We start from the raw sequence: 12,290 nt of genomic DNA, 5'->3' as shown, positions 1-12,290 counted from the left end.
GGATGTGGAACTGGAACTGGTGTTGCTGGCCGACGCATCATCGAGCATTCGTGGAGATGAATTCGATCTACAGATCGGAGGATATGCACGGGCCTTCCGCGATCCGCAGGTGGTGCGGGCGATAGAGGATCTTGGCGGCAATGGCATTGCCATTACGTTTGTCCAGTGGAGCGCAACATTCCAGCAATTCGATATTGTACTCTGGCGAAGAGTTCATGACGCGGAAAGTGCAGAAGCTTTTGCCGAGGCGATTGAACACCAAGCGCGTCAGGTTGTCAGCTTTGGCACAGCTACGGGCAGTGCCCTTGCCTACGGCGAAAAGCTATTTGGTCGTAACGCGTTCCGAAGCAAACGGAAGGTGATCGACATTACGTCGGATGAACACTCTAACCAGGGTCCGCATCCCCGGAACGTGCGCGACGCTATTGTGGAACAGGGCATCACGATCAACGGTCTGGCGATCCTCGATGACAGTTTTGAACTGGAAGCCTATTTCAGAGACGCTGTGATTGGTGGGCATGGCAGTTTCGTTATCGTTGTCGACACATATGCGGATTTCGCTTGGGCAATTCGCCTGAAGCTGTTGCATGAAATTAGTGGTGAGCCAATTTCGTAACGAAAGTCATTGGTAGAAACCGATCTGACGGACGTCCGGAAGCCACTTTGTTGGAACTCTCGAATATCCGCTCTGAACCCCAACAGGTCATTTCGGAGAGGCTGGTTTGCCGCATTCACATTGGCCCGCGCTCCAGTTCCTGGTGGACATTCGCGACCAGATATTGCAATTCCCAAAAGCGCTAAAAAGGCGAGCTTTCAATGTCCCTTCAAGGCGTTGCTATATTGCAGTCGTTCTTCGAATTGACCTGACTTAGCGGTTGAGACGACCGAACAGCCCGACAACGCGCTATTTCATAGATGTTGCTAGAACTTGATCCGCGATCCAATCGAACACAAGCCTGGGACCCCGGCCCGAACTGGTATGGCTCCGTGACATTACATAACCAGCGTCGCTAGTGACCAAATCGTCCGTAACGGTCACCAGAGAGCCTTTGCTGAGCAAATCATCAATCAATCCAATCCAACCCAAAGCGACGCCATCGCCTGACAAAGCAGCCTGAGTGACCATGTCGTAATTGTTGAAACTGATGTAATTTTTCTTCCTTTCGCCAGTTATGCCAAAGCTATCAAACCACCCTTGCCAGGTTTGCCAGGCTGCGGTTGCAGGTTTTGAAAGGCTCAGAAGTTGAACATCCAGCAAGTCCGCGGGATATTGGATTGGTCCAATCTTCTCTAATAGCTGAGGGCTGCAAACAGCGGCGACGACTTCTTCCAAGAGTAGTATTTCATCAGGTTTGATCCGGTCTTTCGGCGCAACATGGATATGAATGTCGCAATCGGTATCATCCAAACCGGGCGGCACAGTTGAGGCCAAAATCTGAATTTCGATTTCATCCCCAATTTCCTCTCGGAGGTAACCAAGACGCGGTAGCAACCAGAAAGTTGAGAACGCAAAATCGGCTGAGATTCGAACCCTGGGTTTGGTTTTTCGTTCAAGCAAAGAATTTACCGCATAGTTCATCTGCGTCATTGCGGGTCTGACAACATTCAAAAGCCGCAACCCCTCGTATGTCAGTGAAACGCCACGGTGTTCTCTCTTGAAGAGGACAACACCCAGATCAACCTCCAAACCTTTTATCCGTTGCGAGATCGAGGATTGGGTCAGCCCGAGAGCGTCTCCGGCACTTGTAAAGTTCCCGTGTTTCGCAACCATTTCGAACGCATAAAGCGCCACAAGGTTGCGGCTTAGGTTGGTATTAACTCTGCTAATGTCATCCATAACTACTCAGCTACTGCAAAAGAGAGAAAATATATACCAAAAACTGTGCTAATGGGCGCGAACGCAGCCCTGTGAGAGAAACACGGGAGCCAATGATAACCAAACAAAGCCGCGGCCATAAGCGCGGACAGACATCCGATTAACGAGATTCACGTGCATACGTTGGCTCTAAGAAGCTGAGAATTTCGGCAAATCTTAACTCCCGGACCCAATGAGATTGGCGAAGCAACTTGTTTGCATCGTTGGTCTCATTGGTTTCCCGGGAATATGGGCGGTCGGGTCAAAACAGACAGACTGCTCGGCCTGAAAACAATAAAAACAGGGAGAAGTTGATTATGGCGATAAAGCCACCTCTTTCAGAGCTTCCGATTAAGACCGCTGATAACGGTTTTTATCGGGGGTTCAGCGTCAACGTCACGGTGATCAGTAAGATCATCATCAGTTTGCTGGTAGTCTGGTGCATCGTGTGGCCAACCCAGGCAGGCAGGATCCTCGGCGACTGGAACGCAGCCATTCTGGCTCAGTTTGCTGCATGGTACATCTGGGTCGTAACCGGGTTTGTTATCGTCTGTATTGGTTTGGCCATTTGGCCAGCCGCAGGACGTTTGAACCTGGGTGTTGACGGTGAAAAGCCGGAATTCTCGAATTTCTCATGGTTTTCGATGATGTTCGGTGCAGGTATCGGTGTTGGAATGTTGACCTGGGCCGTTGCGGAACCTGTCGCGCATTTCAAGAACAACCCATCGGTTATTCAGGGAGTCACCACAGCCTTAGATGCAGACAACGTGCGTACCGCTTACGTCTGGTCCTACTTGCATTGGGGCTTGGGCGCCTGGGCGTGCTACGCGATTGCAGGTCTGGCACTGGCGTTCTTCAGCTATCGCCGTGGGCTACCGCTGACGATCCGCTCATCCCTGACACCGCTTTTTGGCAAGGCACTTTCGGGAAATCTTGGGCACCTGATCGATATCGTTGCCGTTGTTGCCACGATCCTCGGTGTGGCGCAGACACTTGGCTTCGGTGTCGAGCAATTTGTGGCGGGTCTGACACGTATCGGCATTGGCGGTCTGGCAAATACGGACGGTTCAGCCACAACGCTAGGCATCGTAGTCGCCCTACTGGTCATTATGGGGGCTTCGACGATGTCGGCTTTGTCCGGTGTGGGTAAGGGCATCAAGTGGCTTTCGAACATCAACATGGCATTGTCGATCTTCCTTTTGAGTTTCTTCATCCTGTTCGGGGCGACATTCTTTGGTGCCAAGGCCTTTTTTGTCGGCATCTGGGATTACCTGATTGCTTTGCCCTGGCTCAGCTTCAACGTCTATGCATCAGATGGCGTCGAAGGGTCCGAATCTTTCCTGCTGGCACAATGGCAGGGCTGGTGGCCAGTGTTCTACTGGGCGTGGTGGATTGCGTTTGCTCCCTTCGTGGGGCTGTTCCTGGCGCGTATCTCGCGCGGTCGTTCCATCCGTGAGTTTGTTCTGGGCGCAATGATCGTGCCCTCGCTGATGTGCTTTGTCTGGTTCGCATGGGCTGGAGGCACCGCCATCGACCTTGAGCTGAACGGAAACGCGAATGGTGTGATCCTTGATGCGGCCAATGGTGACAAGATCTTTGCCATGACAACGTACATGCTCGCGCCGATAGCGGAGTTCCTTGCATGGGCAATGGCGGTAGTGATCGTGATCCTGTTGATGACGTTCCTTGTCACCTCGGCTGACTCGGCTGTGCTAATCGTGAATACGATCAATGCGGCTGGTGACGAAGGTCCCAAGGCTCGTCCGCATATCATGTTCTGGGGTGCTGCTCTGGCATTGGTGGTTGGTGGCTTGCTGATCTCAGGCGGAACAGGAGCAATCCAAACCGCGATGGTCATCGGGGCGCTGCCATTCTCAATTGTCATGGCGCTAATGTGCATCGCGTTGATCAAAGCGATCTGGAACGATGGGCGCCGCGAAGCCGCCGGCGTCGCATCAACTATTGATCCAGAAACATCGACGATGCCAGCCGAATAGTTTTCGTGTATCCAACTGTGACCCCAGGTCAAAACTGGGGTCACGAATAGGACAAAGACATTCGCAGAAATTTACCGAAAATACGAGTTCAAGCGCGGCATACTGACGGCAAATTATAGTCGAAAACGTTCCGCGGACCGAAGTTTGCAAAGCCTGCTTTGTGCAAAGCTGCAATCGATGATGGTAGATGCTGCAAACGCAGCGAATGGCGGCGTGACGGCCAGTCGCTAAATGCACCCTTTTCAAGGGGAGCGACTCTGGCAACCTTCCCGACCGCGTCACTCATTCTTGCAAGTTATTCTCTGGCAAATTTGGCCGACTTTTCCGAGGATGCATCGGAAATACTGCCAACCTCGGTGTCCCAATGACATCGAAAGTTGTCTATTTCTTTTCTTCTCAACATCTCTTCAATGAAAAACTTTTTATATTTTGTCTTGCAATGGGTGTTTCTTCCATGAGTCTTTCCCCCTGTGACACTGAAGGAGACGAACGAATGAAACCTCCCGATAACAGCCTCGGACAGCTACTGCCCATCAGCAGGATTGAGTTCTGTGAATGGGCAGCTCGGCAGGACGTCGACCATTGTGTCGAGTGGCCGTTCGCAACCTTTCTCAATGGCTACGGACACATCAAAAACACAGGTGAGGGAACCACGGCTCACAGAGTGGTTCTGATCATGACATCAGGAAACTCACTATCGCCCGATCACATCACAGCACACGAGCCAGTAGTTTTTCACAACAGGTTGCGCGTGAACCCGAAACACCTGCGTTGGGCGACCACAAAAGAAAACTCAGATGACCGGCTGTTAGACGCAACTGCAATTTGAGGCAAAGACGTACTGACTGGTGTATCCGAGACTCCGAGCGAACAGTGCCGCGCGTATGTCTATCAGTACAACAAAGGACGTCAAAAGCAGGTCCATCTCGGAGTATTCGAAACCGCTGATAAGGCAGCCGAAGTTGTAACAGCAGCCACGCGTGAAGGTTCGTTAGCAAAGGAGCCAATCGTGCTGACAGTCAATGACACGACAAAATTTGCTCAGAATGCGGCGGTTCGAACAATCACTAAGGCGGCTCGTTGGTGCCAGAACGAATGCACGAGCCAGCACCTTACCAAGGAAGCATGGCGCGATCTCGTTGAGCTTCTCGCCGGGGATCCCGCTAGTATTGGTCCCGATCATTCTCGCGCGGTTCTGATCGACCTGATCGGCGCGGCAATCGTCAACAACAACGACATCGACGCCACGCCTGAGAGGCAGGCTGATGGTTCAATGAGGCAAAGGTGCAAGGTTAGCTCCGCGGCGTCAGAACGGGCCCATCGTCCATCCTGCCTCACTTGGGTGCACCCAGCTATGAAATCGACGCGTTGCAGGGCCAAGAGTTGGGCAACGACAAAACCAAGCTCTACATAGAGGAAGCGGAGCGGAGAGCCATCGCATCAAGCCTTGGCAAGTGCATGTCGAGGCTCAAATGGTGAAAACAATTACCCCACGCCGAAAGTTCTAGTTACCTAATGCTCGCCAAAACCCCTTGTTTTTATATTTCTTTTTGACCTGCTCGCAGTCCCTACGGGCGTACCAAAACCGCAATGATCTAAATTAAAAATGCGCACAATCTTCTCAGAACCCCGCTGTGATTTCCAATGGAGTTGAAGATAAATGCTCCGAGAATCCGATTGTTTTTACCCGATTCCGGTTCAAGCTGCCCCGGCGGTGGAAATGGCACCGGCAGTTCTTGGTGCTCAGACCATTCCGCGCAAACAGCCCCCTTTTTAGTTTTGGCTACGGAATCTGACCTTTCCTCAGGTTGCGGCCTCACGCTTCTGGATAGAAGAAAGCCAAGCGGCACGCGCTGCCGCCTAGGGAACGTCAAACCAAAATCAGGATGAGGTACGCAGATAAAGCTGCGAGCAATGCCAGCAGTCCTGCCGTCGTTGGACTTGAATCGGACCGCTTCTGCTCATGAAGAACGCCAGCGATGAAGGAGAGGAACGTCGATGCGCCGATTAAACCAAGCGCGACTATTTTCAACAAAACCGCAAAAGCAACACTCATCTTACTCCCCCCTACCGCAATAAATCTCACGTTGATCCTTTGATAGCTAGCAATATGTTAAAAATATGTTTTTTCTTCCCGGCACCTACTTGGCCTTACGTTATTACAAGGTTCACACGTTGCCTGCATTTTCTGGCGCTTCAGCCCCGGCCCGTCACCTACAAGAGCTTAGCCACTTGGTCTGATAGTCATCTCACCAGCCGACTTGTTCCGAACAATGTCGATCCGTTGCTTTCGGCCAGTCCATCCAAACACCTACTTCTCACCTTGCTTCGTTTCCGGATTCGTTTTCTTCTGCATCCCCGAGGCTGAGTGTGAGGTCACATCGACATGGTAGGAAAAAACCAGCCCGCGACCCGTCTTGTTGTCTTCGTCGCCCCCAGCTTCAATATGTCGGCCACAATGGGATTTATTGATCCGTTCCGCGCCGCCAATTACCTGGACGGTCGCTCTTATTTCAGATGGGAATTCGTATCGGAAACCGGAGGGATTTGTGTTTCCAGCAATGGGGCTGGGATTGATACGCAAGCGCTGCGCGATCTCGACCCTGCCGCACCCGACATTGCCATTATCTCGACCAGTTGGAACCCTGAAAAGCATCTGACTGACAAACTCGGTAGCGTTTTGCGCCAATGGGCGCGGTCTGGCACCACGTTGGGCGCGTTAGACACGGGGGCCTTTGTTCTGGCGCAGGCTGGGTTACTGAACGGGCGACGCGCGACGGTCCATTACGAACATATCGACGCCTTTCAGGAGCTTTACCCAGACATTGAAGTGGTCGAAAACCTCTATGCGCTGGATGGCAACCGGATTACCTGCTGTGGTGGTAGAGCTTCGGTAGATTTCGCGCTGCAGATTGTTCAGGGAATCCATGGCAGCGCGCAGGCCAATGCCGCCGCGCGGTATATCTTCCATGACCGCCTCCGAGGCCCAGCCGCCATGCAGCAGCCCGAAGGCAGCGAGCCGCTGGGGGCGCAGGTTCCAGCCACCCTGAAGACCGCCATTCAGGTGATGGAGTCGCATCTGGAAGACCCCCTGCCGATACCCGAAATTTGCGAAAAATCCGCTGTCTCGCATCGCCAACTCGACCGGCTGTTCGCCACCTATATCAAGAAGACACCGGCCCTGTATTACCGCGACATCCGGCTGGACCGGGCGCGTGGGTTGGTGACGCAGACCGAGTTGCCGATTGCTCAGGTCGCTATGGCGTCAGGCTTTGCCAGCCAGGTCCATTTCAGCCGCTCTTACAAGGATCGCTTCGGTCTATCGCCCAGTCAGGACCGGACCGAAGGTCGTATTCCGTTCGAATACCGCGCTTGGCCAATGCACCGGAAGCCCAAAACCTGAACCAACCGTGTGGCGTAAATAGTTAACTAGATGGCGTAAAAAGTTAAGCTTACCTGCGCGGTTTAGAGGAACATAGCTTTAGCAAGCCAACCCTCCGGGCCAAACCCGGACGCGTTACGTGGAGCCCAAAAATGAGCGCGCTGCCGTCCAAAGAGCAATTCGACCGGATATCCGACGGGTTCAGCCCCGACCCGTTCAACACCCAATCCCTGAATGCCGAGGCCTATGTAGACCCAGCCTGGCATCAGGTGGACCTGAACGAAATCCTGGCCAAGACATGGCAATGGGTTTGCCATGTCGAAAAGCTCCGTGCGCCCGGGTCCTATGTGACGGCTGAAATCGCAAACCGCCCCGTTGCCGTGGTGCGCGACCGCGAAGGCACGCTGCGCGCCTTCTACAACGTCTGCAAACACCGCGCCCATCATCTGTTGTCTGGTGAGGGTGAAACAACCCGCATAATGTGCCCCTACCACGCGTGGGTTTACAAGCTGGACGGTCAGTTGGTGCGCGCGCCCGAAACCGAGAGCCTGACCAACTTCAATACCAAGGACATCTGCCTGGATCAGGTGCAGGTCGAGGAGTTTGCGGGCTTCATCTATGTCAACCTCGACCCCACCGCGCGGCCGTTGCGCGAGGTCTCGGGCAATTTGGAAACCGAAATCCGGCACTGGGCCCCGGATATCGAGAACCTGACCTTCGGCCACCGACTGACCTATGACATCAAGTCGAACTGGAAGAACGTCGTCGATAACTTCCTTGAATGCTATCACTGTCCGACCGCGCATAAGGACTTCTGCGATCTGGTCGACATGGACACCTACAAGGTGACCACCTACGGCATCTACTCCAGCCATATGGCCGAGGCAGGCAAAGGCGCAAACACAGCCTATGACGTTTCGAACGCGACCGTGCGTACCCATGCAGTCTGGTGGTTGTGGCCCACAACATGCCTGATGCGCTATCCGGGACGGTCGTCGATGATCGTGCTGAACATCATCCCGATTGGACCTGATCGTACACTGGAAACCTACGACTTTTTTCTTGAAACCCCGGAACCCGATGAGATGGAGTTGGAGGCTATCCGCTACCTCGACGAGGTTCTGCAACGCGAGGATATCGACATCGTCGAAAGCGTACAGCGCGGCATGAGCACACCTGCATTTACACAAGGCCGCATTGTGCATGACCCGAACGGATCGGGAAAATCAGAGCACGCGGTGCATCACTTTCACGGGCTGGTACTGGACGCCTACGCGCAGGCTGCACCGTGACACAACCGAATATCGTTGTGGTCATGGCCGACCAACTGGCACCGCATTTCTGCGGTACTTACGGTCATCCGACGGTGAAAACGCCCCACATGGATGCACTGGCCGCGCGCGGGATGCGGTTCGACGCCGCCTATTGCAATTCTCCGCTCTGTGCACCGTCGCGCTTTGCCTTCATGTCGGGACAATTGATCAGCCGGATCGCGGCCTATGACAATGCCTGCGAGTTCCGCGCCTCGGTCCCCACCTTCGCGCATTACCTTCAGGCCCTGGGCTATCGCACCTGCTTGTCAGGCAAGATGCATTTCATCGGCCCGGATCAGAAACACGGGTTTCAGGACCGGGTGACCACCGACATCTATCCCTCGGATTTTGCCTGGACTCCGGATTGGGAAGCCCCGGACGAGCGTATCGACAAGTGGTATCACAACATGCAAACGGTCAAGGAAAGCGGTGAGGCCATCGCCACCTTCCAGACCGATTACGATGATGAGGTCGAATTTGCCGCCCGCCGCTGGTTGATCGATCGCGGGCGCGACCGGGCCGTCGGAGATGAATCGCCATTCTGTCTGGTCGCCAGTTTCATCCACCCGCATGATCCATACGTGGCCAAACCGGAATGGTGGAACTTCTATTCAGACGACGACGTACCGTTGCCGGAATTCACCCTGACGCCCGAAGAACAGGACCCGTTTTCGCGCCGGGTAATGGACGGGATCGAAGCAAGTTATGTCCCTCTGACCGAAGAGGAAATCCGCCGCGCCCGTCGCGCCTATCTGGCCAATGTCAGCTATTTCGACAGCAAGCTGGGCGCGATGGTGAAGACGCTGAGCGATATCGGAGAGCTGGACAACACCATCGTCATCGTCACTGCCGACCACGGCGACATGCTGGGCGAGCGTGGGCTGTGGTACAAGATGAACTTTTTCGAACACTCTGCCCGCGTGCCGCTGATCATGGCCGGTCCGGGTGTCGCGCAGGGCACCGCATCGAACGCCTGTTCTCTGATCGACATGCTGCCGACCTTCGTGGAAATCGCCGGAGGCAGCGACGCTGCGCTCGGCGAGCCCGTGGACGGTCGCTCCCTGATGCCGTTGGCGCGCGGAGAGGCTGACTCAATCGATGAAGCCATTGGCGAGTACTGCGCCGAGATGACCCCCTACCCGGTATTCATGATCCGCAGCGGGCCATTGAAATATATCCATTGCGACCCTGACCCTCCGCAACTCTATGATCTGGCCATTGATCCGCTGGAAAAAGTGAACCGGGCGCGAGACCCGGATTACGCCGACCAAGTGGCGCAATTCGCGGCGCGCGTCTCACAGCGTTGGGATAGCGAGAAGCTGCGGGCGGATGTGATTGCCACACAAAAATCCCGCCGCGCCCTGCATGCGGCTATGGAAGCCAACCCGGTTGAGAGCTGGGACTACAACCCGCCACGCGACGCCTCGCAAGATTACGTACGCAACCACATGGACTGGACGGTTGCGGCGACACGCTATCGCTACCCGCCTTTGAAGGAGGCCAAGGAATGATGCTGAAAGGCAAAACCGCTCTGGTCACCGGCGGGCGCGGTGGAATCGGCCGCGCTATCGTCGCCCGGTTTCTGCGCGAAGGGGCACGGGTCTATGCCGCTGACCTGACGCCTGAAGGGTCTCTGGCCGCGCATGACGACGACGGCAGCATCTTTGTCAAACTTGATGTGACACTGGAAGCGGATGCTATTGCGGCTATGGAGCAGGTCGCACAGGACGCGGGCCAATTGGACATTCTGGTCAACGCAGCAGGGATCGAGATTGAGAAGACGATTGAGGAAACAACACTAGAAGAATGGAACCTGTCCTTTGCGGTCAATGTCACCGGCACGTTCCTGACTTCGAAACACGCGCTGCCGTTGATGCGGAAGGCTGCTAAGGGCGGCACGGCATCGATCATCAATTTCGGCAGCTATGACGGCTTTATCGCGGACCCCGGCCTTGCCGCCTATTGCGCGACCAAGGGGGCTGTTCATGCGCTGACCAAAGCGATGGCCTGCGATCACGGCCCCGAAGGTATTCGCGTGAACGCCATCTGCCCCGGCTATGTCGATACCCCCATGTTGCAGAGCTTTTTTACCGGCGACGGTTCGGGTGGCGGTGGCAATACCATCGATCAATTGCAGCAAGCCGTGCGCGATGTGCATCCAATGCGCACGTATGGAACGCCGGAAGACATAGCGAACTTAGTCAACTGGTTGGCCTCTGACGAAGCCCGTTACGCCAGCGGCCAGCTATGGGTTTTGGACGGCGGGCTGAGCGCGCAGGTTCAGCAGATGAAGCTATGAGAAATCTGGGCCGATGGGGGAAGACATGCGGACAAAAATGCTGATCAACGGAGAGATGGTCACCGGCAATCGCGACCCCTTCCCGGTTTTGGATCCGACGACCGGAGAAACCGTCGCGCAGGTGCCCGAAGCCACGCCGGAACAGGTTGAGGCTGCAACACGTGCGGCGCACGAGGCATTTGAAACCTATCGCCTAAGCACTCCCTCTGAACGGGCCGGGTATCTCAACGCGATTGCTGATGTGATTGAAGAGAACATCGAGGAACTGGCCGAGCTGGAAACGCTGGATGTCGGCAAGCCCTGGCCGATGGCCCGGGACGAGGAAATGCCGCTGACCATCGACACGTTTCGGTTCATGGCCGGTGCCGCGCGCACCATGACCGGATCGGTGGCCGGGGAATATGCGGCGGTCCATACCTCAATGATCCGCAAGGATCCGATTGGTCCTGTCGCCTCAATCGCGCCGTGGAACTATCCGCTGATGATGGCCGCGTGGAAAATCGCGGCCCCACTGGCCGCGGGCTGCACCATCGTCATGAAGCCCTCCGAGATTACCCCTCTGGCAACGTTTCGGCTGGCCGAACTGCTGGCCGATGTGCTGCCCAAAGGTGTGCTGAATGTTGTGCATGGCCGGGGGTCGTCGGTCGGGGACAAGCTGATCAACGATCCGCAGATCGAGGGCATTTCGATCACCGGCTCGCCCGCCACCGGAATGGCGGCGATGCGGGCGGCCTCGAACCAGATCCGCCATGTGCATCTGGAGCTTGGAGGCAAAGCCCCGGTCATCGTGTTCGACGATGCCGATATCGACGCGGTGGCGGAAACGATCCGTTATGGCTCGTTCTTCAATGCGGGTCAGGACTGTGCCCAACCCTGCCGTGTGATGGTGCAGGACAGGGTTTACGACAAGCTTGTCGCCGCCGTCTCGGATCAGGTCAGCCAGATCAGGATCGGCGCCCCCAAGGCCGACGGCACCGAAATGGGCCCCATCGTATCGGCCGCCCAAAGGGACCGCGTTGCGGCGTTCGTTGACCGCGCCCGCTGCAATTGCGAGATAGCGGTCGGTGGACAGGCCGCAGACGGCCCCGGATTTTTCTACCAGCCGACCGTTGTCGCCAATGTCGACAATGACGCCGAGATCGCGTGCAGCGAAGTCTTTGGCCCCGTCGTCACTCTGTCGCGCTTCTCCGAAGCAGAGGACGCCCTGCGGATCGCCAATGCCGGGCGCTATGGTCTGGCCTCTTCGGTCTGGACCAAGAATGTGTCGACAGCGATGAAAATGACCGCCCAGCTGCGCTATGGCATGACCTGGGTGAACACGCACGGGATGCCAGCAGCGGAAATGCCTTGGGCCGCGATGAAGGGCTCGGGAACCGGATGCGACATGTCGGTTTATGCGCTGGATGCCTATACATCCGTGCGGCATGTGATGGTGGCGCACTGA

The 12,290-nt window shown here is 55.6% G+C and carries 10 protein-coding genes; 8 read left to right on the top strand and 2 right to left on the bottom strand.

The annotated features are described in order from the left end of the window. Positions 1-4 precede the first annotated feature (4 nt). Positions 5-616, top strand: coding sequence for a DUF1194 domain-containing protein (locus ACR0IM_RS01810; RefSeq protein WP_480680647.1), 612 nt, complete (start codon positions 5-7; stop codon positions 614-616). A 288-nt stretch (positions 617-904) separates the two neighbouring features. Here the strand turns inward: ACR0IM_RS01810 and ACR0IM_RS01805 are convergent, their stop codons facing one another. Next, positions 905-1,837 (bottom strand): LysR family transcriptional regulator, encoded by a 933-nt coding sequence (locus ACR0IM_RS01805; protein ID WP_480589220.1) that lies wholly within the window; start codon positions 1,835-1,837, stop codon positions 905-907. 335 nt (positions 1,838-2,172) lie between these two features. Between ACR0IM_RS01805 and ACR0IM_RS01800 the strand changes: the two genes are divergently transcribed. Continuing rightward, positions 2,173-3,852, top strand: coding sequence for a BCCT family transporter (locus ACR0IM_RS01800; protein WP_480589222.1), 1,680 nt, complete (start codon positions 2,173-2,175; stop codon positions 3,850-3,852). A 364-nt stretch (positions 3,853-4,216) separates the two neighbouring features. Then, positions 4,217-4,681 (top strand): hypothetical protein, encoded by a 465-nt coding sequence (locus ACR0IM_RS01795; protein ID WP_480680646.1) that lies wholly within the window; start codon positions 4,217-4,219, stop codon positions 4,679-4,681. A gap of 1,041 nt (positions 4,682-5,722) precedes the next feature. Here ACR0IM_RS01795 and ACR0IM_RS01790 read toward each other — a convergent pair. Then, positions 5,723-5,908, bottom strand: coding sequence for a hypothetical protein (locus ACR0IM_RS01790; protein WP_480640303.1), 186 nt, complete (start codon positions 5,906-5,908; stop codon positions 5,723-5,725). Positions 5,909-6,238: 330 nt separating this feature from the next. On the opposite strand from ACR0IM_RS01790, the gene ACR0IM_RS01785 reads away from it, so the two are divergent. From ACR0IM_RS01785 to ACR0IM_RS01765, 5 genes are all read left to right on the top strand, one after another. Then, the gene (locus ACR0IM_RS01785; RefSeq protein ID WP_480680645.1) at positions 6,239-7,255 is read left to right on the top strand and encodes a GlxA family transcriptional regulator; all 1,017 of its coding nucleotides are present in this window, start codon (positions 6,239-6,241) and stop codon (positions 7,253-7,255) included. 131 nt (positions 7,256-7,386) lie between these two features. Continuing rightward, entirely contained in the window at positions 7,387-8,526 is a 1,140-nt protein-coding gene (locus tag ACR0IM_RS01780) for an aromatic ring-hydroxylating oxygenase subunit alpha (RefSeq protein WP_480680644.1), read from the top strand. Further along, positions 8,523-10,058 (top strand): choline-sulfatase, encoded by a 1,536-nt coding sequence (gene betC / locus ACR0IM_RS01775; protein ID WP_480680643.1) that lies wholly within the window; start codon positions 8,523-8,525, stop codon positions 10,056-10,058. The genes ACR0IM_RS01780 and betC overlap by 4 nt, the downstream gene beginning before the upstream one ends. Then, positions 10,055-10,846 carry an SDR family NAD(P)-dependent oxidoreductase gene (locus ACR0IM_RS01770; RefSeq protein WP_480680642.1) on the top strand — a complete coding sequence of 264 codons (792 nt, stop codon included), beginning with the start codon at positions 10,055-10,057 and terminating at the stop codon, positions 10,844-10,846. Before betC ends, ACR0IM_RS01770 begins: the two co-directional genes overlap by 4 nt. Positions 10,847-10,871: 25 nt before the next feature. Beyond that, the gene (locus tag ACR0IM_RS01765) at positions 10,872-12,290 is read left to right on the top strand and encodes a gamma-aminobutyraldehyde dehydrogenase (protein WP_480680641.1); all 1,419 of its coding nucleotides are present in this window, start codon (positions 10,872-10,874) and stop codon (positions 12,288-12,290) included.

The sequence above is a fragment of the Ruegeria sp. BF6 genome, from assembly GCF_056538665.1.
The sequence above is the reverse complement of the archived record's forward strand: the minus strand, read 5'-3'. Positions and strand labels throughout refer to the sequence as shown.

Bases quoted from the DNA above. Each gene is read 5' to 3' on its own strand.
- ACR0IM_RS01795 (WP_480680646.1), top strand. From the start codon at position 4,217: ATGACATCGAAAGTTGTCTATTTCTTTTCTTCTCAACATCTCTTCAAT.
- ACR0IM_RS01770 (WP_480680642.1), top strand. From the start codon at position 10,055: ATGATGCTGAAAGGCAAAACCGCTCTGGTCACCGGCGGGCGCGGTGGA.
- ACR0IM_RS01805 (WP_480589220.1), bottom strand. From the start codon at position 1,837: ATGGATGACATTAGCAGAGTTAATACCAACCTAAGCCGCAACCTTGTG.
- ACR0IM_RS01800 (WP_480589222.1), top strand. From the start codon at position 2,173: ATGGCGATAAAGCCACCTCTTTCAGAGCTTCCGATTAAGACCGCTGAT.
- ACR0IM_RS01790 (WP_480640303.1), bottom strand. From the start codon at position 5,908: ATGAGTGTTGCTTTTGCGGTTTTGTTGAAAATAGTCGCGCTTGGTTTA.
- ACR0IM_RS01785 (WP_480680645.1), top strand. From the start codon at position 6,239: ATGGTAGGAAAAAACCAGCCCGCGACCCGTCTTGTTGTCTTCGTCGCC.
- ACR0IM_RS01765 (WP_480680641.1), top strand. From the start codon at position 10,872: ATGCGGACAAAAATGCTGATCAACGGAGAGATGGTCACCGGCAATCGC.
- ACR0IM_RS01780 (WP_480680644.1), top strand. From the start codon at position 7,387: ATGAGCGCGCTGCCGTCCAAAGAGCAATTCGACCGGATATCCGACGGG.